22 protein-coding genes are annotated in these 24193 nt (G+C 68.8%); 9 read left to right on the forward strand and 13 right to left on the reverse strand.

Features of this window, described 5'->3' with window-relative positions; all coding sequences use genetic code 11:
* The first annotated feature begins 28 nt into the window (after positions 1-28).
* From cobA to OG804_RS13835, 5 genes are all read left to right on the forward strand, one after another.
* Positions 29-1300, forward strand: a complete 1272-nt coding sequence (cobA, locus tag OG804_RS13815; protein WP_328397540.1) for a uroporphyrinogen-III C-methyltransferase — start codon at positions 29-31, stop codon at positions 1298-1300.
* A 6-nt stretch (positions 1301-1306) separates the two neighbouring features.
* Positions 1307-2788 (forward strand): MFS transporter, encoded by a 1482-nt coding sequence (locus OG804_RS13820; protein ID WP_328397542.1) that lies wholly within the window; start codon positions 1307-1309, stop codon positions 2786-2788.
* A 154-nt stretch (positions 2789-2942) separates the two neighbouring features.
* A complete protein-coding gene (locus tag OG804_RS13825) occupies positions 2943-3944 on the forward strand; it encodes an AraC family transcriptional regulator (RefSeq protein ID WP_328397544.1) in 1002 nt (333 codons plus the stop codon).
* 212 nt (positions 3945-4156) lie between these two features.
* Complete coding sequence (locus OG804_RS13830) at positions 4157-4540, forward strand: hypothetical protein (protein WP_328397546.1); 384 nt, start codon at positions 4157-4159, stop codon at positions 4538-4540.
* Positions 4541-4589: 49 nt separating this feature from the next.
* A complete protein-coding gene (locus OG804_RS13835) occupies positions 4590-5342 on the forward strand; it encodes a hypothetical protein (protein ID WP_328397548.1) in 753 nt (250 codons plus the stop codon).
* Positions 5343-5376: 34 nt separating this feature from the next.
* On the opposite strand, the gene OG804_RS13840 is transcribed toward OG804_RS13835, so the two are convergent.
* Together OG804_RS13840 and OG804_RS13845 are read right to left on the reverse strand one after the other, a co-directional pair.
* Positions 5377-5787, reverse strand: a complete 411-nt coding sequence (locus OG804_RS13840; protein ID WP_328397550.1) for a PPOX class F420-dependent oxidoreductase — start codon at positions 5785-5787, stop codon at positions 5377-5379.
* Positions 5788-5826: 39 nt separating this feature from the next.
* Positions 5827-6456: a DUF305 domain-containing protein gene (locus OG804_RS13845; protein ID WP_328397552.1), complete on the reverse strand. Its 630-nt coding sequence runs from the start codon at positions 6454-6456 to the stop codon at positions 5827-5829.
* A 329-nt stretch (positions 6457-6785) separates the two neighbouring features.
* Here OG804_RS13845 and OG804_RS13850 point away from each other — a divergent pair, with 329 nt between their 5' ends.
* Positions 6786-7919 carry a phosphotransferase family protein gene (locus OG804_RS13850; protein WP_328397554.1) on the forward strand — a complete coding sequence of 378 codons (1134 nt, stop codon included), beginning with the start codon at positions 6786-6788 and terminating at the stop codon, positions 7917-7919.
* Position 7920: 1 nt separating this feature from the next.
* Complete coding sequence (locus OG804_RS13855) at positions 7921-9051, forward strand: hypothetical protein (protein ID WP_328397556.1); 1131 nt, start codon at positions 7921-7923, stop codon at positions 9049-9051.
* A 13-nt stretch (positions 9052-9064) separates the two neighbouring features.
* On the opposite strand, the gene OG804_RS13860 is transcribed toward OG804_RS13855, so the two are convergent.
* The 6 genes from OG804_RS13860 to mqo form a co-directional block, all read right to left on the reverse strand.
* Positions 9065-9478, reverse strand: a complete 414-nt coding sequence (locus tag OG804_RS13860; RefSeq protein WP_328397558.1) for a cobalamin biosynthesis protein — start codon at positions 9476-9478, stop codon at positions 9065-9067.
* 4 nt (positions 9479-9482) lie between these two features.
* On the reverse strand, positions 9483-10892 hold the full coding sequence (locus OG804_RS13865; protein WP_328397560.1) for a cobyrinate a,c-diamide synthase: 1410 nt from the start codon (positions 10890-10892) through the stop codon (positions 9483-9485).
* 70 nt (positions 10893-10962) lie between these two features.
* Positions 10963-11577 carry a cob(I)yrinic acid a,c-diamide adenosyltransferase gene (gene cobO, locus OG804_RS13870; protein ID WP_328397562.1) on the reverse strand — a complete coding sequence of 205 codons (615 nt, stop codon included), beginning with the start codon at positions 11575-11577 and terminating at the stop codon, positions 10963-10965.
* 47 nt (positions 11578-11624) lie between these two features.
* Complete coding sequence (locus tag OG804_RS13875) at positions 11625-13619, reverse strand: magnesium chelatase subunit D family protein (protein WP_328398384.1); 1995 nt, start codon at positions 13617-13619, stop codon at positions 11625-11627.
* Positions 13620-13730: 111 nt separating this feature from the next.
* The gene (locus OG804_RS13880) at positions 13731-14180 is read right to left on the reverse strand and encodes a GNAT family N-acetyltransferase (RefSeq protein ID WP_328397564.1); all 450 of its coding nucleotides are present in this window, start codon (positions 14178-14180) and stop codon (positions 13731-13733) included.
* A gap of 130 nt (positions 14181-14310) precedes the next feature.
* The gene (mqo, locus tag OG804_RS13885) at positions 14311-15771 is read right to left on the reverse strand and encodes a malate dehydrogenase (quinone) (protein ID WP_442941824.1); all 1461 of its coding nucleotides are present in this window, start codon (positions 15769-15771) and stop codon (positions 14311-14313) included.
* A 332-nt stretch (positions 15772-16103) separates the two neighbouring features.
* On the opposite strand from mqo, the gene OG804_RS13890 reads away from it, so the two are divergent.
* The gene (locus OG804_RS13890) at positions 16104-17150 is read left to right on the forward strand and encodes an alpha/beta hydrolase (protein ID WP_328397568.1); all 1047 of its coding nucleotides are present in this window, start codon (positions 16104-16106) and stop codon (positions 17148-17150) included.
* A gap of 1 nt (position 17151) precedes the next feature.
* On the opposite strand, the gene OG804_RS13895 is transcribed toward OG804_RS13890, so the two are convergent.
* The 5 genes from OG804_RS13895 to OG804_RS13915 all read right to left on the reverse strand — a co-directional run bounded on the left by OG804_RS13895 (position 17152) and on the right by OG804_RS13915 (position 21736).
* On the reverse strand, positions 17152-17715 hold the full coding sequence (locus OG804_RS13895; RefSeq protein WP_328397570.1) for an alpha/beta hydrolase: 564 nt from the start codon (positions 17713-17715) through the stop codon (positions 17152-17154).
* Between the two features lie 93 nt (positions 17716-17808).
* Positions 17809-19425 carry a cobyric acid synthase gene (locus tag OG804_RS13900; RefSeq protein ID WP_328397572.1) on the reverse strand — a complete coding sequence of 539 codons (1617 nt, stop codon included), beginning with the start codon at positions 19423-19425 and terminating at the stop codon, positions 17809-17811.
* Positions 19422-20285, reverse strand: a complete 864-nt coding sequence (gene map, locus OG804_RS13905; protein WP_328397574.1) for a type I methionyl aminopeptidase — start codon at positions 20283-20285, stop codon at positions 19422-19424. The genes OG804_RS13900 and map overlap by 4 nt, the downstream gene beginning before the upstream one ends.
* Positions 20286-20357: 72 nt before the next feature.
* Entirely contained in the window at positions 20358-21131 is a 774-nt protein-coding gene (locus OG804_RS13910; RefSeq protein ID WP_328397575.1) for a GntR family transcriptional regulator, read from the reverse strand.
* Positions 21132-21292: 161 nt separating this feature from the next.
* Positions 21293-21736, reverse strand: a complete 444-nt coding sequence (locus OG804_RS13915; protein ID WP_328397576.1) for a DUF4254 domain-containing protein — start codon at positions 21734-21736, stop codon at positions 21293-21295.
* A gap of 705 nt (positions 21737-22441) precedes the next feature.
* Here OG804_RS13915 and OG804_RS13920 point away from each other — a divergent pair.
* Positions 22442-24082, forward strand: coding sequence for a class I adenylate-forming enzyme family protein (locus tag OG804_RS13920; RefSeq protein ID WP_328397577.1), 1641 nt, complete (start codon positions 22442-22444; stop codon positions 24080-24082).
* The last annotated feature ends 111 nt before the right edge of the window (positions 24083-24193 follow it).

Here is a 24193-nt window from a genome sequence, read left to right on the forward strand (position 1 = left end):
GCCGCCCCGGAACGTAGGCTCGAGCCTTGTGCCGAACACGTCATCCGATACCGAAAACCTGTCCGCCGGGGACTCGAACTACCTGGTGGGACTCGATCTGAACGGACGACGGGTCGTCGTCATCGGTGGCGGCACCGTGGCGCAGCGCCGATTGGGCCTGCTCATCGCTTCGGGCGCCGACGTCGAGGTGATCACCCGGGAGGCGACCCCCGCGGTCGAGGGGATGGCGACCGCCGGACAGCTCACGCTCACACTGCGCGACTACGCCGACGGGGATCTCGACGGCGCCTGGTACGCGATCGCCTGCACCGACCGGCCGGACACCAATGCCGCCGTCGTCGCGGAGGCCACCCGCCGCCGGATCTTCTGCGTTCGCGCCGACCACGCGCAGTCCGGGACCGCGGTCACTCCGGCGACCGCCCGCTACGACGGGATGAGCCTGGGTGTACTGGCGGGCGGCCGGCACCGGCGGTCCGCCGCGGTGCGCACCGCGCTGCTGGAGGCACTGCAATCCGGTGTGGTGACCGACGACGCGACCCACATGACGCCCGGAGTAGCCCTGGTGGGCGGCGGCCCGGGCGATCCGGATCTGATCACCGTGCGCGGCCGGCGGTTGCTGGCCCGGGCCGATCTGGTGGTCGCCGACCGGCTGGCCCCGCCCGAACTGCTGGCCGAGCTGGGCCCGGATGTGGAGGTCGTGGACGCCGCCAAGATCCCCTACGGGCGGGCGATGGCGCAGGACGCGATCAATACGGCGCTCGTCGAGGGAGCGCGCGCGGGGAAGTTCGTGGTCCGCCTCAAAGGGGGCGACCCCTATGTGTTCGGGCGCGGCTACGAGGAACTCGAGGCATGCGTCGACGCCGGGGTCCCGGTGACCGTCGTGCCCGGCATCACCAGCCCCATCTCCGTGCCGGCGGCCGCGGGGATACCGGTCACCCATCGGGGTGTCACCCACGAATTCGTGGTGGTGAGCGGACATATCCCGCCGGATCATCCGGATTCACTGGTCGATTGGCCCGCCCTGGCCCGGTTGCGCGGAACCCTGGTGCTGATGATGGCGGTGGAGCGGATCGAGCAGTTCGCCGCGGTGCTGCGTGCGGGCGGCCGCGCCGCCGACACCCCGGCCACCGTGATCCAGGAAGGAACCCTGCGCACCCAGCGGGTACTGCGGGCGACACTCGCGGACGTCGCCGAACGGGTCCGGGCCGAAGGTATCCGGCCGCCCGCGATCGTAGTGATCGGACCCACAGCCGGGTTCACCGCCGCACCGGCGACGGCCGGCGAGGGTCGGTTACAGTGACCCACTGTGCTCGATAACCCCCCAGCGACGCAGTATCCGGTGACGAAACGGGCCTTCGGACTCGCCATCCTCGTTTTGAGCGGGTTACAGCTGATGGTGGTGCTGGACGGCACGGTGGTGATCCTGGCCCTGCCGAAGCTGCAGGAGGAAATGGGCCTGTCCAGTTCGGGCAGCGCCTGGACCATCACCGCCTACGGACTTCCGTTCGCGGGCCTGATGCTGCTCGGTGGGCGGATCGGCGATTCGTTCGGGCGGCGCCGCATGTTCGTACTCGGGGTCGGCCTGTTCACGCTGGCCTCCATGCTGTGCGGCCTGGCGCAGAGCGAGGGCATGCTCGTCGCCGCGCGCGCCTTCCAGGGCACCGGCGCCGCACTCGCCGCCCCCACCGCGTTCGCCCTGGTCGCCAGCACCTTCGCCCCGGGGAAGGTACGCAACCAGGCCTTCGCCATCTTCGGATCGATGGTCGCGCTGGGCTCGGTCGGCGGGCTGGTGATCGGCGGAGCGCTCACCGAGGCCAGCTGGCGGTGGATCTTCCTGATCAATGTGCCGATCGGCGTGCTCATCGTGGTCGGCGCGCTGTTCGCGCTCCGCGATACCCACCATCACCGTCTCACGCTCGATATACGCGGCGCGTTCCTCGGAACCCTGGCCTGCGCCCTGATCGTGTGGGGCGCCACCGAGGGACCGGAACTCGGCTGGGGCGATCCGCTGGTCTACGGCACGCTGATCGCAGGCGCGGTGCTGCTGCCGGTCTTCGTTCTCGCGGAGCGTTCGGTGGACAACCCACTGCTGCCGTGGACGCTGTTCGACAGCCGCGACCGCGTCTCCACTTTCGTGGTGATCCTGCTCGCCAGCGGCATATTGGGCGCCACCACCTATTTCGCGGGCCTGTTCGTGCAGAACGTGGTCGGCTACAGCCCGCTGGTGGCCGGGGTGTCGTTCATTCCGTTCACCGTCGGCGTCGGTGTCGGCAGTGCTGTCGCGACCCGGCTGGCTCTGCACATCGCGCCCCGATGGCTGCTGGTGGGCGCGGCGGTGGTGCTGGTGGCCGGGCTGGGTTACGGTTCGACGCTGGACGCCGACGTCGGTTACTGGAGCACGCTGCTGCCGTTGTTCCTGGTCATCGGTTTCGGGATCGGTATCGCGATGGTGCTGATCCCGCTGTGCGTACTGGTCGGCGTGCCACCGGACGAGATCGGCCCGCTGTCGGCGATCGGCCAGATGTTCTTGAACCTGGGGACGCCCATCGCCATCGGCGTGCTCACCCCGCTGGCCGCCTCCCGAACCCTGTCCGAGGGCGGGACCGACGGCAAACCCGCCGATATGACTGCCGCGGAGATCACCGCTCTCGGCGACGGTTACACCCTTGCGCTGCTGGTAGCGGCGATCGGCGGGCTGCTCGTCGGGCTCATCGCGCTGACGCTGCGCTACACCGCCCAGGAAGTGGCCCGCGCCCAGCACGCCCAGGACGAAGCCCAGGCCGCCTGAGTCACGGTCGATCTCGGTACCGACTGGGCCGGATCATCCGGTGCGACGGCCTGTTCCAGTCATTGGAGGCCTTCCGGGCAAGGCCGGTTGTCGTGGCAGAATAGTCGTCGGCGCGGGGAGCGCAGCACAACCCCAACAGCATGCTGGCGGTCGGATGGAATATTCACCTGGGACGGCCACGCCGTCACTTCCTTGGAGATTCAGCACCCGCACGCTGGACCTCGATGAGGCAGGCGAACAGGGCGCCCGGACGTACTATCCGCTGCGCCTGGGCGTCCTTCGCGGAGCCGAGCAATTCATGATGTCGATCGACGCCATGCAGCTCGGGCCGATCCTGGTGGGGAACTGCCGGTTCGACGCAGATATCACGATGGACTTCGCCGAACTTCACAAGTTCTACCATCTCAACATTCCGCTGTCGGGCCACCTGACCTCCAAGAATCTGGGGAACGAGGTCACCGCCACTCCTCAGCAGGCCGTGTTGTACGGACCGACCGGCGATGTGCGGCTGAGCCATTGGCGTGCCCGCAGCCGCATCCTGTGCATCAAGATAAGGCGCGACGCACTGGAGGGGGAACTGGAGCGCCTCCTGCAAAGACCCGTTCGCTCGCCGATCGATCTCGCCCCCTCGCTGGACTTGACCCAGGGCTACGGCCGAATTCTGCGGGAGCTGGCATGCATGCTCGCCGGGCAGATCGGGCACGAGGAGCCGCTGACGCGGCAAGAACTCATCGGCACGCCGCTCTGGCACAGCATGATCACCCACCTGCTGGCGGCAGCGGATCACAATTACCACGACGAGCTGCTCGCCCCGGGTCCGCCGTGTCGGCCTCCGGTGCTCGACCGTGTCGTCGAGGCGATGCGGGCCGCACCGCAGACCCCGTTCACAGCAGCGGATCTCGCCGAAATAGCCGGTGTCGGTATTCGCACCTTGCAGGCAGCATTCCGGGCCCACCTCGACATATCGCCGATGGCGTACCTGCGCAACGTGCGTCTGGAGCGGGTGCACGCGGAACTCATCGCCGCCGACCCGTCCGGCGCCAGCGTCACCGAGGTGGCATATCGGTGGGGATTCACTCATCTGGGGCGCTTCGCCAGAGCCTACCGCCAGAGGTACGGAGTTCCGCCTTCCCGAACCCTGCTGTCCGGCAGCTAGTCCGACAGTCACCTCCGGTGATGCGACCTGCGCAATTCGGCTGTTCGCCGCGCAATCGGGATAGCAGGCCGTGCGGCGCCGACTCTATCGTTGTCACCACGATCGGGAGGATCCGAAATCTGGATCGTTGCCGTCGATCCCGAGAAGAAGTCTCCTCGGCATGGCGACGGGAGTGGCGGATCACCCTGCGGCACAGCAGCGGAAGGACAGGCATGGATATCGGTCAGGCTGCGGAAATAGTGGCGGCAACGGCCGCCACCGGTGTAATCGCCGGATTGAGTGAGGATGCGGCGCGGTCCGCGGTGACGCGGGTCCGGCAACGCATTCGTGCCGTTTTCGAATCGCATCGACGGGAAACCGCCGCCTTGGACGAAGCCATCGACAACGCGCATGATTCCCGCTCGATTCGAGAGTTCACTCGCGCGATCGACGAAGTCGCCGCACTGGATGCCGATTTCTCGGAGGATCTGATCACTTGGGCTCGAAAGTTTCAGTCCAGCACAGGAACCGGTCGGATCCAGGTGAAGGCCGACCGGGATGCTTATACATCCGGCGGGGATATGACATTCAACCAGAATCTGGGGGAACATTCCTGATGGATCGGCGAGATCCAGCTGGTCGGGTTAAAGGCACGGGGGTACGAAGATGAGTAAGAAGGCGAAGGTCAACGTGAAGGCGGGCGAAGACGCCTACCTCGCTATGCATGATATAAATATCACCAATCCGAAGCCCGATGGTCGGCGCGCGATGATCAAGGATATTCGAATTCTCGACAGAACCACGGCAAGTGCCCGATCGAATGCCACCACATCGTTGAACCGTGCGAATACTGCCGGCCAGCAGGCACGCCGAGACTTCTTACGGCGGGGCGAGAATGCATTGACGCCCCTCACGAGAGGCTACCGAAGCCCGGATCGGAGGCAGGCGGTTCGAACCGCGACCGAGAGAATAGGTGAAACCCAGCGCGAACTACAGAAGCTACTGGACGAGTCGGTAAACCAACTCAGCGGAATATCGACGGACTCCGTACGCGATTACCGCAACGAAATTTCTCGTATCCACGATCAACTCTCCAGGGTTCTCGGGACCGGATTGCCACCATTACCTCGTCTACCATCGCCGATTCGGTGGGTGAAGCTGGGCAGCATTCGGATAGAAAATTATGTGGATGAAGTCACGGCCGACGAGCACAACAGTCGTTACCCCGCCGGTACGGTTCTCTACCGAGCGAATTTCTCGCGGGCGCAGCGCGATCTCATGAAAGACCTCGAATCAGCGATGGATGAACTGATGAGAAGATTCATTGCCAAATTGGAGCGCACAGACGGTCGGATCGAAACTCGCACCGATTCGTTGAGAGATTTTCTGGACACCGTACAGAAGCGGTTGCGCAGTTAGCTCCGCAACCGCACTCCGCTGAATGATGGAGGGTTCACAAATGCCCGGAGACCTTCGTCGGCGTGATCCGCACGGCCACCCGGGGACCGTCGTCGACGGAGGCCGGATTGAAGTCGGCGTAGTCCTGGCCGGTGTACTTGCGCGACATCCGGTTCCCGACCAGCATTTCGGGGTCCGGGGTGAGGGTGGCGGTGCCCCGGATCGACGCGTAGGCGTACGGGTTGTCCGGCGGGTTGATCATCACCGTGATACGGGGATCGAGGGCCAGGTTCTTGCCCTGGACCCGGTCGGTGGTGGTGGAGTACAGCAACTCGTCGCCGTCGCGGTCGATCCAGGTGACGGTCAGATGCGGATGTCCGTCCGATCCGATGGTGGCGACGGTGACGAACAGCCGGGATTCGTCGATGTATTTCTTGACCGAGTCGGGCAACGAGATAGCGCTCATGATCACCAGTAACCGCGCCCGGGTCACGATCATTCCGACTCAGCCGGGCGGACTCGATTCCAGTTGCGCCAGTAGCAGCGCCATCAGCCCGGCCTCCTGCGTCTGCTCGCTGATCATCTCCCGGGCCGCCTGTTTCACCACGCCCCCCGTGAGCAGCGCGTCGGCAGCTCGGGCCATGGCGATCCCGCCCTCGTGATGGCGTTGCATGAGCCGGAGGAACAGGACGGCCGCGGCGCGACCGCGGGCGGCCGACAACGCGTCGAGGTCGCCCTGGGTGGCCATTCCCGGCATGCTCGCGGCGTGCGGGTCGTGCGCGGCGTGGTGCTCGTGGGTCTGCTCGGGCATCCAGCGCATCGGCTCGGGACCGGCCGCCGGCGCACCCGCCATCCGCAACCAGCCGAGCATCATGCCGATCTCGGAGAGTTGAGTGTCCTCGATCTGGCGGGCCACGCCCAGGACCGCGGGGTCGGCGCCGGGGTCGAGTCGCTGCACCATGACCAGCGCCTGATGGTGGTGGGCGGACATATCCTGAACGAAGCCCGTTTCGGTGGCGGACAGGATGGCCGGTGCCACGGGGTCGTCGACGAACAGCGGCCGGATCGCCGCGCCCAGCACCAGTAGCACGCCCGCCGCCACCACACAGGCGATCCCATTACGCAGGTGGTTCACCAGCGGCCCCCGGTGCCACCGACCGGAATTCCGGCGCCCCCTGCCGCCTTGTCCAGGTCCCGTCGGCGCGGTATCGCGCTCATTTCCCACCTCCTGACACCGACCCGGCCGCACCGCGGACCGGCCGTCGCAGGGGATTATGGTCGGCCCACCGCGCCCGCGTGGCGATACCGGGTTTCCGGCCGCGCGGTGATCAGCCGAATCGCCTCCACCCCGTATTGAAACGCGTTACAGTTCCCGGCACGCGGGCGGCCCGGGCGCCGCGCCACCGCTGCCCGGGCGGTGCACGGGCCGGATCCGCGCCGAGGCCGGATGGCGTCAGGAGGACGATGATGCCCGACGAAGTGAACCCCACCGAACATATGCAGCTCACCACGAGCGAGCGCGATCTGGACGCCCTCGCCGGGCAGCTCACCCACTGGCTGGCGGCGCGAGTCGGCGCCGACGAACAGCCGGTGATCACCGCACTGCACCGGCCCCAATCCGGTGGACTGTCCAGCGCGTCGGTCTTGTTCGACGCGCACTGGAAATCCGGTGGAGAGCCGGCCGAAGGGTCGTTCGTGGCGCGGATGATCCCGGAAGAGGGCGCGTTCCCGGTATTCGAGAACTACGATCTGCCGCTCCAGTACCGCATCATGTCCGAGGTCGCGACCGGCACCGATGTCCCGGTGCCCGGCCTGCGCTGGCTGGAAACCGGGAGCGCGGCCTGCGGTGCCCCGTTCTTCGTGATGGACCGGGTGGACGGGCGGATCCCCGGCGACAATCCACCCTATGTGTTCGCCGGCTGGCTGTACGACGCGACGATCGCCGAGCGGGCCGAGCTCACCCGCAACAGCCTCGATATCCTCGCCCGAATCCACACCATCGCCGAACCTGCGCAACGGTTTCCGGAACTCGACGGTCCAGGGCCGGCGCTGCGCCGGCATATCGACGCCAACCGCGCCTGGTACCGATGGGCGCTGGCCGACGATGGATTCGAGATCCCGCTGATCGAGCGCGCTTTCGACTGGCTGGACCGCAACTTCCCCGACGATCCGGGGCCCGATGTGCTGAGTTGGGGTGATGCCCGGCCCGGCAACATCATCTACGACGGATTCACCCCGATCGCCGTATTGGACTGGGAGATGGCCGCGTTGGGCCCGCGCGAGCTCGATCTGGCCTGGATGATCTTCCTACACCGGTTCTTCCAGGACATCGCCACCGGATTCGGCATGCCGGGCCTCCCGGATTTCCTGCGCCGCGACGAGGTCGTCGCCCAGTACGAGCAGGCCAGCGGTCACACCGTCCGGGACCTGGACTTCCACCTGACCTATGCCGCGCTGCGGCACGCGATCGTGATGGCCCGGATCAAGCGCCGCATGATCCATATGGGCGAGGACACCGCCCCGGCGGAGCGCGACGACTACATCATGCACCGCGCCACCCTGGAGGCCCTGCTCGACGGCACCTACGGATGGGACTGAGATGAGCGAGAACACCGCCCACACACCGGGGTCGGCCCCGGGACCGCTGGACGAGTACCCGATCCACCAGACGCCGCTGCCCATCGCCCGAGCCGCGACCAGTGATCGCAACTTCTACGATCGCAGCTATTTCAATGCCCACAACCGCGACGGCGCCCTCATGATCGTCACCGGATTCGGGGTGTATCCCAACCTCGGGGTCGTCGACGCCTATGCGGCGCTGCGCCGCGACGACGAGATCACTTCGGTGCGGTTCTCCGACGCGCTCGCCGACCGGAGCCTGGACATGGCGGTCGGCGGCTACCGGATCGAAGTGGTGGAACCGCTCCGCCGGATCAGGCTCGTCTGCGACCACGACGACCTGGGCCTCGACCTCACTTGGACCGGCGCCTTCCCCGCGGTTCAGGAGCAGCCGCATGTCATGCTCGCCGGCAACCGCCCGACCCTCGACGCCTCGCGCTTCGCGCAGGTCGGTTCCTGGGCGGGCACGATCGCGGTGGACGGCACGGACATCACGGTCGACCCGGAGGTCTGGACGGGGACACGGGACCGGTCCTGGGGAATCCGCCCGGTCGGCGAGGCCGAACCCGCCGGCCGGTCCGCCACCGAGGGACCGGGCGGGTTCTGGTGGCTGTACGTCCCGCTGCGTTTCGACGATTTCGCGGTCGTGGTGATCATCCAGGAGAACCCCGACGGTTACCGCACCCTCAACGACGCGGTCCGAGTGTTCCCGGACGGCTCGGTGGAGCAACTGGGCTGGCCGCGGATCACCATCGGCTACCGATCCGGCACCCGGCATCCCGAAACCGCGAGCCTGGAACTGCGTACCTCCGACGGCAAACCACTGACGATCGATATCCGCACCGTCACGGGGATACCGCTGCACATCGGCTGCGGATACGGCGGTGATCCCGATTGGCAGCACGGTCAGTGGAAGGGCCGCGACTGGTCGTGGGCCAACCGCTACGACCTCACCGACCCGGCCGTCGCAGGCCGCGCCCCCTGGGGCGTCACCGACCATATCGCGCACGCACGCTGCGGTGACGCCGAAGGCTGGGGACTGTTCGAACACGCCAGCGTCGGCCGCCACGACCCCACGGGTTTCGCGGATCTGCTGTCGGTGGCGCCCTAGCGGACCGCGACTCTCAGGCCGCCGCCGCGGCGATCACCACTCCCCCGACCACCCGCCGCGGCACGATCAACGGCCCGGTTCCCGCCAGCAGCGCCGCGGCCTCGGCCACGCCCGGAATCCCCAGTGCCGCGACCACACGGTCCGACGGATTCGGGACCGGCATCTGCGCCAGCCGGTCGGCGGCGAAACCGTGCAGCGGCACCCCGAGTAGTACGGCGGCGCGCTGTGCGCCCGGTTCTCCGGCCCGCCGGTCGAGCGTCGCCAGGCAGGCGATCCGCAGCCCGGGGAGGGCCTGAGCCAGGGCCGCGAGGATGCGGTCGGCGGGCAGGTCCGGGCGCAGGCCCAAGCCTACGGCCAGCATGTCCGGGCGACCCGTCACCAGCGGTGCGGCCGTGGCACGGACCGGCCCGGAGTCGGGTGGCGCCACCCGGTCACCGGACCGGTGCCGCGGCGCGGCTGCGCTGATGAGCGCGCGCCGCGGCGACGAAACGGCTCACGGCGGCCGGGTTTCCGGCGGGATGGGTGTGCAGATAGGAAGCGTGCACATTGTGCGCCAACGCTCCTTCACGAACCTGTCCCCCGTCCGACCGCCACCCCCAGGCGGCCGGGTGGGTACCGGGTTCGGACAGCCGGGTCCGGTGGAACTCGTGACCGTACACGCGCTCCCCGGCCCGCCAGAGCACCGAATCCGCCAGCGCGACCGCCTCCCGGTAGCCCAGCGTCAGGCGCGGCCCGAACTCGGCGGACGCGTCGAGCACACCCGCCATCGGGCGCCCGTCCAGCGATCTGGTGAGGTACAGCAGTCCGGCGCATTCGGCGTGCACCGGCAGCCCCTGTCGCGCCTGTTCGGCGACCGCGGCGCGCAACGCGGTATTGGCGGCCAAGGCGTCCGCGTGTTCCTCGGGGAAGCCGCCCGGCAGGACCAATCCGGCGGTATCCGCGGGCAGGGTGTCGTGCAGCGGATCGACGACGACGACGCGGGCGCCGGCCGCGGTCAGCAGCTCCCGATGCTCGGCGTAGCCGAAGGTGAAAGCCGGCCCGCCCGCGACCGCGATCAGCGGGGGCGGGCCGTCCGGAACCGCTTCGCCCACGGCTACCTCCGAGTCCGCGTCCCACAGCGGCCCCGACTGCGGCGCGGCCGCCAGCGCCGCGACGGCGGGGAGGTCGATATGGCGTGCGGCCAGCTCGGTCATAGCCTCCACTGCGCGCACGGCCGCGACACCGTGCTCGACCGCCGGGATCAGCCCCAGATGCCGGGACGGGACCTCGAGTTCGGCCAGGCGGGGCAGGGCGCCGAGCACCGGCAGCCCCACCCGGTCGCAGGCGGCGCGCAACACCTGTTCGTGCCGCGCGCTACCGACCCGGTTCAGGACCACACCGCCGAGCCGGACTCCGCTGTCGAAGGTGGCGAATCCGTGCAGCAGCGCGGCCAGGCTCTGGCTGTGCCCGCGTGCGTCCACGACCAGGATCACCGGGAGCCCGAGCAGGTGCGCGACCTGCGCGGTGGAACCTTCGGCGACCGGATCCGCGGACTGCTCGTCGATGCGGCCGTCGAACAGGCCCATGACCCCTTCGACCACCGCGATATCACCGCCACGAGAACCGTGCCGATACAGCGGGGCGATCCGATCCCGGCCCACCAGTACCGGATCGAGATTGCGGCCGGGGAGCCCGGCGGCGAGCCCGTGGTATCCCGGGTCGATGTAGTCGGGCCCCACCTTGAACGGGGTGACTCGATGCCCCACCCGGCGCAGCGCGCCGATCAGCCCGGTCGCCACTGTGGTCTTCCCGCTGCCGGAAGCCGGTGCGGCGAGCACCACCCCCGGGACGCCGGTACTCATCGCGCGGTGTCCGGGTCGCTGGCGGCCCTGTGTGGGAAATCGGTGTGCCCCGGCCCGCTGTTGGCGCGGTTCACCATTCGATACCCCGCTGTCCCTTGCGGCCGGCATCCATCGGGTGCCGGACCTTGGTCATCTCGGTGACCAGATCGGCTGTGTCGATCAGGGCCGCGGGCGCGTCCCGGCCGGTGATCACGACATGCTGATTGCCGGGCCGGTCACGCAGGGTTTCGACAACCTCGTCCACATCGACCCAACCCCATTTCAGCGGGTAGGTGAACTCGTCGAGCACATAGAACCGGTGCTCCTCGTCCCGCAGCCGGCGCGCGATCTCACGCCATCCGGCCAGCGCGGCTTCGGCGTGATCTGTCTCGGTGCCCGATTTCCGGCTCCACGACCAGCCTTCGCCCATCTTGTGCCACTGCACCGGCGCGCCCGCGCCGGTCTCGGCGTGCAGGCGGCCGAGCTCGCGGAACACGGCTTCCTCCCCGACCTTCCATTTGGCGCTTTTCACGAACTGGAAGACCGCGAGGTCGAAGCCCTGGTTCCAGGCCCGCAACGCCATCCCGAACGCGGCGGTGGACTTGCCTTTGCCCGCGCCGGTGTGCACGGCGAGCACCGGCTGGTTACGCCGCTGCCGCGTGGTGAGACCGTCCGCCGGCACATGGTCGGGCACCCCTTTGGGCATGGAATCTCCTCGGTGTCGTTCGGGTTTCGCGATCGTTCGGGTGCGGGTCAGGCAGCCCGGGCGCTGCCCCCGGTGGTTCCGGTGCGGACCAGATCGGCCACCGAGGATCCGGTCAACTCGGTGAGCCGGACGACCGTGCCGCGCAGCGCCCCGGCGAGTTCGGCGGCCAAGCCGAGGCGGATCATGCCGCGCTCGCAGTCGACGACGATCGAGGTGACCGCCTCCCGGGCGAGCTGAGCGGCACTCGACCGGGCGCGCAGGACCGGGTCGGTGCCGCCGGTGGCGCGGCCGTCGGTGAGCAGCACCAGCATCGGCCGCCGCCGCGGGTCGCGCACCCGCTCCCGCCGCACGACCTCGCGCGCCTTGTGCAGACCCGCCGCGAGCGGAGTCTTGCCACCGGTCCGCAGACCCGCCAGACGGCGGACCGCGATATCGGTCGAGGAAGTGGGCGGCAGCACCAGTTCGGCCTCGCTCCCGCGCACCGAGATCACCGCGACCTTGTCCCGTCGCTGGTAGGCGTCGCGCAGCAGGGTGAGAACCGCGCCGGTCACCGCGGACAGCCGGTCGCGGGCGGCCATGGAGCCGGAGGTGTCCACTACGAATACCACCAGGTTGCCTTCGCGGCCTTCGCGATACGCCCCGCGCAGATCGTCCGGGGCGAGCAACAGTCCGCCGGCCCGGCGGCCGCGGGCGTGCTGATGCGGCGCGGCGGCGCGCAGCGTGCCGAGCAGATGCAGTCCGCCGGTGAGTTCACGGGTCGCACTCACGACCCGCCCCTGCCGGGTCCGCGCCCGGGAACGACGACCCGGCGCACCTTCGCCCACCCCCGGAACCTCCCAGCGCGGCGGGCGGACCGCCGCCGCGGACGGTGCCGTCGTCTGCCCGCTGGGCGCGGGCGCCTCGGGGTTCGGAGCGCCCTCCGCGGCCGGGTCGTCGGACTCCGGCGCGCCGGCGCCGCCACCCGGGCCGTCCGGATCGTCGTCCGGTTGTTCCGGGCCCGCTCCGCTACCCGGGTCGTCGCGCCCATCGTCCTCCGGTCGCGGATCTTCCGGCCGGTCGGCCTGATCGGCCGCGTCGCGCATGGCGTCGTCGAGCTGTTCGGAGGTGATCCCGGGTTCGTCGAACGGATCGCGACGGCGACGGTGCGGCAGCGCCAGCTCGGCGGCGATCCGCACGTCCTCCTCGGTGACAGCGGTACGCCCGGACCAGGCGGCGTGCGCGGTGGCGGTCCGGGCGACCACCAGATCCGCGCGCATACCGTCCACGTCGAAGGAGGCGCAGACCGCGGCGATACGCCGCAGTTCCACATCGTCGAGGGCGACACCGGGCAGCCGATCGCGCGCGGTGAGGATTTGGTCGGCGATCTCGGCGTCCGCGCCGGCGTAGGAGGCCGCGAAACCGTTCGGGTCGGCCTCGTAGTCGAGACGGCGGCGCACGACAGCCATCCGCACGTCCACCTCACGGGAGGCCGCCACGTCGACGGTCAGGCCGAACCGGTCGAGCAGCTGGGGCCGCAGCTCCCCCTCCTCCGGGTTCATGGTGCCGACCAGGACGAATTTGGCCGGATGCGAATGCGAGACCCCGTCACGTTCGATATGGACCCGGCCCATCGCCGCCGCGTCCAGCAGCACGTCCACCAGATGGTCGTGCAGCAGGTTCACCTCGTCCACGTACAGGACACCGTGATGCGCCGCCGCGAGGAGACCGGGCCGGAACGCTTGTTCGCCGTCGCGCAGCACCCGCTCCAGATCCAGCGAGCCGACCACGCGGTCTTCGGTGGCGCCGACCGGCAACTCCACCAGCCGGGCCGGGCGCGCCCCCGATTCGTCCACCACCGGCGGCAGCAATCGGGCCAGTGCCCGCACCACCGTCGATTTCGCGGTCCCCTTCTCGCCCCGTACCAGGACCCCGCCGATTCCGGGATGGACCGCGCACAGGATCAGGGCCAGCTGCAGCCGCTCCTGTCCGACGACCGCGGAGAACGGGAATCCCGCCTCACCGCCCTCGGCGGCGAGGAACGTGCGGGACGCGGGCCGGGCGATCTCGGTGGAGGACACGCACCCACTCTAAATCGTGCCCCGAGCCGGCCCGGCCACCCCTACCGGCGGCCCGGACCGGCCGCACGCGGCCGACCGGCCCGGGCGATCGACCGGTCAGCCCCGGCGCATGGGTACGTGCGCGACCCCGTCCTCGATGAACTCCTCGCCCGCGACTTCGAATCCGTGCTTGGTGTACAGGTCGATGAGATAGGTCTGGGCGTTCAAGCGGACCGTATGCGAACCCGTCTCGGCCAGGGCGGCCTGCAGTAACCGGGTGGTGTATCCGTGGCCGCGGGCCTCGACCGCGGTACACAACCGGCCGATCCGGAAGGATTTCACCCCGTCCTCGTGCTCCTCGAGCAGCCGCAGGGTCGCGATGACCTCGCCTTCGTCGTCCAGCCACAGGTGCCGGGTCTCGGCCAGCAGGTCCTGCCCGTCCAATTCCGGGTACGCGCATTTCTGCTCGACCACGAATACTTCGACCCGAAGTTTCAGCAACTCGTACAGGGTGGGGGTATCGAGATCCTGCGCCCATGACCGGCGGAGAAGAACCGTTGACATCATCGCGCCTTGCTATCACACCTCGGCGCCGGATGCACGTGAAAGCCCGAAGCCGCCGGTCTCCGGCCGGACAACGCGACGCGGCCCGCGGGAATCCTGTTCCCGCGGGCCGTTGTCGACGCAACGGTCGCGTTCAGACCCCGGCGGCGACCTCGGCGCGCGCACCGGACCGGTTGAGCTGCAGCGCTTTACCCGTCCAGTCCCACACCTCGGCGAACAGCCGCTGGTTCTCCGACAGCTTGACGCCCAGCGACGGCACCATTTCCTTCAGCTTGGGCGACCACTGCGCGTACTCGGTCGGGAAGCAGCGTTCCAGAACGTCCAGCATGGCGGTCACACAGGTGGACGCGCCCGGCGAGGCGCCCAGCAACCCCGCGATGGATCCGTCCTGCGCGGTGATGACGGCAGTACCCAGTTCGAGCACACCACCCGCACCCTTGCGGCGGATCACCTGCACCCGCTGCCCGGCGGTGATGAGCTCCCAGTCGCGGCCCTCGGCGCGCGGGATGAACTCCTCCATGGTGTAGACCCGGCCGGACTGCGATTTCATCAGCTCGGTGACCAGGTATTTGACGAGGCTCAACTCGGTGACGCCGACGCCCAGCATCGGCACCAGGTTCCCCGGTTTGATCGACTTGAACAGATCGGCGTTGCTGCCGTCCTTGAGGAACTTCGGGGTCCATCCGGCGTACGGGCCGAACAGCAGACCCGGTTTGCCCTTGATGACGCGGGTGTCCAGATGCGGCACCGACATCGGCGGCGCGCCGACGGCGGCCTTGCCGTACACCTTGGCCTCGTGCTTGCCGATCAGTCCGGGGTTGGTACACCGCAGGAACTGACCCGACACCGGGAACCCGGCGAAACCGCGGATCTCCTTGATCCCCGCCTTCTGCAACAGCGGCAGTGCCCCGCCCCCGGCGCCGACGAAGACGAATTTGCTGATCAGCGTGCGACTGCGGCCGGTCCGCGTATTACGCACCGTGACCTTCCAGCTCCCGTCACGCTGTTTGGCCAGATTGCGGACCTCGTTGCCGAAGCCGATCTCACCGCCGGTGGCGCCGATATAGGCGAGCAGTTCCTTGGTCAGCGAACCGAAATCGATATCCGTGCCGCCTTCGCTCCAGTTGAGCGCGATCGGATCGGAGAAATCACGGCCGCGGGCCATCAGCGGCAGGCGCCGGGCGAATTCGTCGGGGCTGTCGATGTACTCCATCCCGGCGAACAGCGGGTGCCGCGACAGCGCCTCGTACCGTTTACGCAGGTATTCCACATCGTCGGCGCCGTGCACGAAGCTCACGTGCGGGATGGGGTTGACGAATCGGGACGGATCGCCCAGGATCCCGTTCTCCGCGGCGTAGGCCCAGAACTGGCGCGACACCTGGAAGCGCTCATTGATATCGACGGCCTTGCCGATATCGACCGAACCGTCCGGTTTCCGCGGACTGTAGTTGAGCTCACACAGCGCCGAATGCCCGGTACCGGCGTTGTTCCACGGGTCACTGCTCTCGGCCGCGGCGGCGTCCAGCCGTTCGAACACCGAGATCGACCAGTCCGGCTGCAGCTGACGCAGCAGCGCGCCGAGGGTGGCGCTCATGATGCCGGCACCGATGAGGACTACATCGGTCTTTTCAGTCTGGGCAGCGTTCGGCACGGGTGTTCGACTTCCTTGTCCTGATCCGCGGGGCGTACATCCGGTGGGGACGCCGCCCGCTGGGGCACGGGGCGCGTGTGCAGTTGTTGTACGGGTGACGATGCCGAGCCGGCAGGCTCGGCCGAATGTAGGTTACCCGTCGTTCACTATTGCCAATTGTGCACCTCGACACGCGCGGAAACCGCAGCCCGGGCGGCGATTGTGACGTAAATTTCCTCTCCCGTACCCCCGCGGACCGTACCGTTCGGGACCAGCGGTCGCCTAGATTGGACCTCGTGACGAACGAATCCCCGGCCGGCACCAGCGCGCTGGGACATGCGGCTACCTGGCAGCCGGACGTGCTCGGTAGCGGCTACGAATACCGCACGCTGGAACTCGGCCGCGATCCCGACGGCGAGGGCGATATCGCCGCCACCCTGGTCCGCCACCTGCCCGATCCCGACGTGGTATCCACCGCCGACGCGGTGCTGTATGTGCACGGATTCACCGACTACTTCTTCCAGCAGCACCTGGCCGAGCACTTCGCCGCGCGCGGGCACCGCTTCTACGCCTTGGATCTGCGGAAATGCGGCCGTTCGCTGCGGCCGGGGCAGACCCCGCATTTCATCAGCGATCTGGCGTTCTACGACGCGGAACTGAACGCGTCGCTGCGCGCCATCGGCGCGGACACAGACGCGAACGTGCTGGTCGCGGGCCATTCGACCGGCGGTCTGGTGACCTCGCTGTGGCTGGACCGCCTACAGCGCGCCGGGGGCGCGGCGGCGGCCGGTATCAGCGGACTGATCCTGAACAGTCCCTGGTTCGATCTGCAGGGTCCGCCGTATGTGCGCACCGTCGGCACCCAGCTCATCAACACCGTGGGCCGTTTCCGGGCGAAGTCGGCGCTGCCGCTCGGCAAATCCAGCGCCTACGGCGACAGTCTGCACCACAGCGCGTCCGGGGAATGGGACTACGACCTGGACTGGAAACCGCGGGACGGATTCCCGGTGCGGGCGGGCTGGCTGCGCGCGATCAGGATGGGTCAGGCGCGACTGCACCGGGGCCTGGACATCGGGGTGCCCGCCCTGCTGCTGCGGTCCAAGCTCACGAAATTCGCCCGCGAATACGGACCGGCCGTGGATGTCGCGGACGCGGTACTCGATGTCGCGCAGATCCAACGCTGGGCGGGCTGCCTGGGCGACCGCACGACCATCGTGCCGATCGACGGCGCCCGCCACGACGTGTTCCTGTCGGCCGAGGCGCCGCGCACCGAGGCATTCGACGAATTGGACAGCTGGCTGGACTGGCTGGCGGGCCGGTCGGCCCGATTCACCGCATCCTGATTCACCACATACTGGTGCGCAGCACGATCTCGGTGGCGAACTCCTGGTCGGCCTCGGCGGCGACATTGTCGACGTCGACCTCCACCACCCGGAACTCGCCGTAGACGTGCCGCCCGGAACTGTCGGCGATCGGGCGGGCCAGCCGTTTGGTCACCAGCACGGTGGTCGGCAGCTCCACGGCCGGACAGCCGGCGTCCAGGACCTCGCCGGCGCTGTCGGGCACCGCCGGATGCCCGCGATCGGCGACGACCAGGCTGACGAACCGGCCGAAGCCGGTCGCGCACACCTGCCACGCCACGCTGGCGCCCGCGCCGTGTCCGGCCACGTTCGCCCAGGACACCCCGATCTCGTCGAGGGCCGCGTACACGCCCGGGGTGTCGAGTCCGTCGGTCGTTTCGAACACGATGGTCCGCAGATCGGAACTGTGCAGCCGGGCGCAGACCCGGTCGTAGACCTCCGGTGGATCACCGGAATCGGGTAGCAGTAACACGGTGTGCTGGCTCACCGGCCCGTCCACCCGCACCGTCCAGTCCCGGTCACCGACCGCGATGCGCCGAGATTCCATGCCGGTTGACGCTACACCGCGTGTCCACCGGCCGGGGAGCCGTCCCGGCAACTCCGGGGTGATCGTCACGGTTCATCGCGCCGCGATCTCGCCTCACCTGTCACCCGGTCGGCCGGCGCCCGACAGTGCCTCGAGACTGGACGCAACAACCGGCAGCCCGGCGGGAACGCCGGTCGCGAGCAATCGCTCCAGCCCGGCGATATCGAGGTGCTCGGCGACGAGATCCGCGAGCAGATCGAGTTGAGCGGCGCGCACGGCGGCCACCCGGGTGCCCGGAGCGACGAGGAAGCCGGTGCGACCGGCCTGCCGCGCGACCTCGGTGAGCCAGGACCGGCGGAATTCATCCGATTCCAGGAGCCCGTGCAGATGGGTGCCCCAGATCGCGTCCCGCACGCCGCCCTCCGCCACGTGCGCACCGACGACGGGCTCGGCTCCCGGCGTCGCGTCGGTCCACCCGGTGAGATGCAGCCACGGAGTCTCGGCGGTGCGGCGGACCTGTCCGTGATGGATCTCGTATCCGGCGGCGGTGCGGCCCGCGGCGCCCGACGTGGCCACCGCGGTGCTCCGGCGCAGCACCTTCTGTCGCCCGAACTCGATATCCATATCGAGCAGCCCGAGCCCCGCCACCTCCCCGGCCCCGGATTCGACGGTATCGGTGATGCGGCGGCCGAGCATCTGGTAGCCGCCGCAGATCCCCAGCACGGGTCGGCCCGCCGCCGCCCGCCGATGCAGCGCCTCGGCGATGCCGGTACGGCGCAGCCAACCCAGATCGTCCACGGTGGCCTTGCTCCCGGGCAGGACGACCAGATCGGCGTCCGCGAGCCCGGACGGGTCGTCCGCCCAGCGCACCGCGACTCCGGGTTCACAGGCGAGCGCTTCCACATCGGTCGAATTGGAGACGCGGGGCAGCCGCACGGCGGCGACGGTGAGCCATTCGCCGCCGACGGGCGCGGCCGGGCGCCCGACCGGGGCGCCGGCGACGGTCCCCAGGGAATCCTCGGCGTCGATCCACAGATCGTCGCGGTACGGGAGCACACCGAGGGTGGGGCGTCCGGTGAGCGCGCTGAGCTGGTCCAGACCGGGACGCAGCAGCGCGACGTCGCCGCGGAACTTGTTGATCACGAATCCGGCGATCAGCCGCTGATCCGCGGGCTCGAGCACGGCGAGGGTGCCGAACAGATGCGCGAGCACCCCGCCCCGGTCGATGTCGCCGACCACCAGGACCGGTAGCTCGGCCGCCCGGGCCAATCCCATATTCGCCAGATCGGTGGCGCGCAGGTTGATCTCGGCCGGCGATCCCGCACCCTCACAGATCACCACGTCGAACTCGGCGCGCAGCGCGGCCAACTCGGTGGCCACCACCTCGCGCAGCCGGGTGCGGTGGGTGAAATAGTCTGCGGCGCCGACGGTGTCGGTGACGCGGCCGCGCACGAGCAGCTGGGAGCGCCGGTCACTGCCGGGTTTCAGCAGAATCGGGTTGAAGCGCACGCTCGGCTCCAGCCCGCAGGCCTGTGCCTGCAGGGCCTGAGCGCGGCCGATCTCGCCGCCGTCCAGGGTCACCACCGAGTTGTTCGACATGTTCTGCGCCTTGAACGGCGCCACCCGCACCCCACGCCGGCGCAGCATCCGGCAGATCCCGGCGACCAGCACGCTCTTACCGGCATCGGAGGTGGTACCGGCGACAAGCAACGCCCCGCCGGGCCGGTTCACGGCAGGGTGAGGATCTCGGCCCCGGTTTCGGTGACCACCAGCGTGTGTTCGAACTGGGCCGTCCATTTGCGGTCCTTGGTGACCACGGTCCAGCCGTCGTCCCAGATCTCGTAGTCGATACCGCCCAGGTTGATCATGGGTTCGATGGTGAACGTCATCCCCGGTTCGATGATCGAATCGACCGCGGGCTGGTCGTAGTGCAGGATCACCAGGCCGCTGTGGAAGGTCGGTCCGACCCCGTGGCCGGTGAAATCACGGACCACGCCGTAGCCGAATCGGTTCGCGTAGGACTCGATCACCCGGCCGATCACATTGAGCGCGCGCCCCGGGCGCACGGCCTTGATGGCGCGCCTGGTGGCTTCCTCGGTGCGTTCCACGAGCAGCTTCACCTCCTCGTCGACCGCACCGGCCAGGAAGGTGGCGTTGGTGTCGCCGTGCACACCGTGGATGAAGGCGGTGACGTCGATATTGACGATGTCACCGTCCTCGACCACGGTGCTGTCGGGGATGCCGTGGCAGATCACCTCGTTGAGCGAGGTGCAGCAGGATTTGGAGAAGCCCTTGTACCCCAGCGTCGAGGGATAGGCGCCGTGGTCGCACATGTATTCGTGGGCGATCCGGTCGAGTTCGTCGGTGGTGACGCCGGGCGCCACCGCTTTACCGGCCTCGGCCAGCGCCTGCGCGGCGATCCGCCCGGCGATCCGCATCTTCTCGATGGTCTCCGGGGTCTGCACCCACGGTTCGGAGCCTTCCCGGGCCGTTTTCTTCCAGACGTACTCCGGCCGCTCTATCTCGCGAGGGACCTCGCGGATCGGGGTAGGAGTTCCGGGGAGCAACGGCTGACGGGTACGCACGGACATGGGTACAGAGTAGTCGGCGCAGGCGGGGAGGTCGCCGGGAACGGGTCTCGGCATTCGCCGCGCGGCGAACGCTCAGCGACCGCGGCCGCCGGTGCTGACCTCGAAGGCGACCCGGTCGCCGCGGTACAGGGCGGCGACCCGTTCGATCGGGCGGCCCTGGGTGTCCATACCTCGGCGGACCACCCGGAACAGCGGGACCGCGGGCCGGCAACGGAGTAGCCCGGCCTCGCGGGGTGCGGCGAGCACGGTTTCGATCCGCTCGGTGGCATGGCTGTATTCGACACCGGAATCACCGATCGTGGCCGATAGCGAGCCGAGCGGGTCGAAACCGGCCCGGAGCCAGCCGAACCGGTCCAGCGACAGATCGATGCGTTCCAGCGCGATGGGCTCGCCGTCGGCGTGCAGCAGCCGCTCCAGGGTCATGATCGGGGTATGCGGCGGCAGTTCCAGATCACGCGCGATCTCGGTATCGGCTACCCCGTCCTCCCAGGACAGCAGACTGCGCACCACCCCGGAACCTTCCTCGCCGGAGGGCTCGGGCGCCAGTGGGCGGACTACTTTCGGGCGGGCCAGCACGGTACCCCGGCCCTGCCGCCGGATACGGCCCTCGACCGCGAGATCCCGTAGCGCGTGGCGGACCGTCTCCCGGGCGACGCCGAATCGTCCCGCCAGTTCGCGTTCCGCGGGCACTCGGTCGCCGGGGCGTAGCTCGCCGAGCATCGTATCGAGTTCGGCACGCACGCGGTATACCTTCGACAGCGCGGCGATACCCGGCACCGGTGTCTCCTCCGCGTCGAAGTCGTCGCGCGTCTGCACCGCGCCTCCGAAACCATTCGCCTGCCTCATGGCAGAAACTACCTCCAATTGGCCCGTACCGTTGGGTAACCGAGCATTCGCCGCGGTGTTCCGATTCGGTCCAGTCCATTCGACATTCTGCGGTCTTTCCTGTCCCCCATCCGGGGGTTTTCCGTCCAGCGGACTGAACGCGGCGGCGACCCGCCGCGCTCCTACTGCACCGGTAGCCGCCGGCGGCCGACTGCGACCTCGGCGATCAAATCCGTATAGCCGTCGACCAGTTCGGCCAGGTGATACCAATGCCGATGCGTCCGGTCGCTACGAACGCCGTCCGCCTCGATGGCCTGGTTCGCCGCGACCCAGCTGAGCGCCATCCGGTCGATCACCGCGCCGAGACTTTCAGTGTGCAGGGAGGCGCCGTTGCGGTGCTGCGGCATCTTACGAGTGATCCAGTCGTTGATATCGTCCACGAGTTCGCTTCTGCGACTGTCGATTTCCGCTATCGCCGCCATATCGCGCAGATGCGCGCGGCGCTTGTGGAGCTCGACGAGCGCGTGCGCGAAACGCAGGAGCACACGCTCCTCCACCCGCCGCCCCTGGAACGCGCACAGCAGTTGTGGCGCAGTCGGCAGGGCTCCCAGAGTGGGTGCGCTCATCTGCACCCCTCGAACTCACCCGGCACCATCACACTCTGTACCAACATGATCGGCTCTCGATTCGGTAATCCCGGACATCGGATCGTTGTTCACAACAAGGCTAGCTGGATCATGCTCTTACATATGCAAGAACACAAGACTTCGGTACGCAATGTTGCGAACAGCGTCGTGCGCGAGCCTAACGATCCTTTTCGCGGAACTGAACGCAGTCCCGCCGAAAACGCGTACCCGCCATGATCGTTCCCGTCGGCGGGCCGAATCTCCGCCGCCCCGAACCATACCCGCAGCACCGCTCGGACCAGGCCCGACGGCACCCTGCGCGACCACATCGCAACCGTGCCGAGATGTTCCCGCACCGCATTCCGGGCACCATACTCAGCCCTATGGTCTTGCGACACAACCGACCCGGCCACATCGCCCGCCGTCACGGCGCCGTATCGCCGCCCGGCGGATGGCCGCGCCGAACTCCGAACCGTGAACAGACCCTCGGCCCGAGATGCACGCTCAATTCCACAGTGTCGGTTGCTATATGTTTGCTCAGCAGCTCGGAGCTGCTGGACCGCCGTCCATTTCCCGTCGCGGACGAGTCACCCGGACGTGCCAGGGGCGCATCACATGTCGTTCCCTCCGACCCGGCGGCCGAGATACCGCCCCACCGATGCGGTAAGGATTCTGTGGACAGCTGCCGACAAGGATGTGGACCTCATGAGCGATACTGCCGACCCCCGGGCCACCGCCGCCCGCCTGGCCTCCGAGCTCACCGGCCCGGGCGGGCCGTTCGAGCTGTCGGTCGAGGACGTGCTCGGCGCCCCGATCCCGGTCCGGCGCCACCGACTCCACTCGCTGCGCGAACTGCTCGACACCTCACGAGCCTGGGGTGAGCGCGACTACCTCGTCACCGCGCAGCGGCGGATCTCGTTCACCGAGCACGCGGCCGCCGCCCAGGCCCTGGCGCGGGCACTGGCCGACCGGTACGGAGTCGGCGCCGGCGACCGGATCGGCATCCTCGCCGCCAACAGCCCCGAATGGGTGATCGCCTTCTGGGCCGCGCAATGCCTGGGCGCGGTGGCAGTCGCCTACAACGCCTGGTGGGCCGCACCGGAGGTCGAGTACGGCGTCCGGGACACCGGGCCTGTCGTCGTGATCGCCGACGCGAAGCGAGCCGCCCTGGCGGCCGGGACCGGAGTGCCGGTGCTCACCACCGAAGACCTGCCGCGCCTGATCGCCGACCACCACGGCACCGCCCCGGTGATACCGGTCTCCGAAGACGATCCGGCCGTCGTCCTCTACACCAGCGGCACCACCGGCCGTCCCAAAGGTGTGGTGCACACCCACCGGAACCTGATCGCCGTCACCGACTACCACCGCTACACCGACGCGCTCGGCGCCGGCCTGGCCGGTCGGCCGCACCGTGAGCCGAGCGATAAACGCTTCCTGCTCACCTCCCCCCTCTTCCATATCGCCAGCCTGCACAATCTCGTGATCCCCCGGCTGGCCACCGGCGCGGCCGTGGTCCTGCACACCGGCGCGTTCGACGCCGAGCAGGTGCTGGCGCTGATGGCGCACGAACGGGTCACCAACTGGGGCGCGGTGCCGACACTGGCCGCCCGTCTCCTGGAGCACGATCCGACCGGCTATGACCTGTCGTCGCTCACCTCGCTCTCGCTGAACGCCGCCCCGTCCTCGCCGGCATTCCAACAGCGTCTGCGCACTCGGCTGCCCGGTGCCGGAGTCGCCTTGACCACGAGTTACGGCCTCACCGAAAGTGGCACTGCGGCAACGGTCGCGACCCCCGCGGAACTCGCGGCCGACCCGGACACCGTCGGACGCCCGATCCTGGGCGTATCGGTCGAGATCCGCGACCCCGACGGCGTCCCGGTACCCGACGGGACCGAAGGCGAGATCTGGGTGCGCAGCTCGTACGTCATGCTCGGCTACTGGCAGGATGCGGCCGCCACCGCGGCCGCCATCGACGCCGAACGCTGGTTGCGTACCGGCGATTTCGGAGCGCTGTCCGATGGACGGCTCCGGATGGCCGGGCGCCGTACCGATCTCATCCTGCGCGGTGGAGAGAACGTGTACCCCACCGAGATAGAGAACGTGCTGGACGAACATCCCGCGGTGCGGGAAGCGGCAGTACTCGGTATTCCCGACGACGATCTCGGGCAGCGGGTCGCGGCGGTGGTGGTCACCGACGACCCTGCCGCGCTCGGCGCCGACGAACTGCGCGCTTTCGCCGCCGAACGGCTCGCGTACTTCAAAGTCCCCGAACGCTGGACGATCACCGCGCATCCGTTGCCCCGCAACGCGACCGGGAAGGTCCTGCGCCGCGACATCGCCCCCTGACAACCCGGGCAGGTGACACTGCTCGCCACACCCGAGTCTTCCTGGCTATGGTTGCTCGACAGGACGCGTGGCGGACGAGAACCCGTGGTCGGCGGGCCGTACCGGGCGCGA

The sequence above is a fragment of the Nocardia sp. NBC_00416 genome (assembly GCF_036032445.1).
Lineage (GTDB): Bacteria > Actinomycetota > Actinomycetes > Mycobacteriales > Mycobacteriaceae > Nocardia.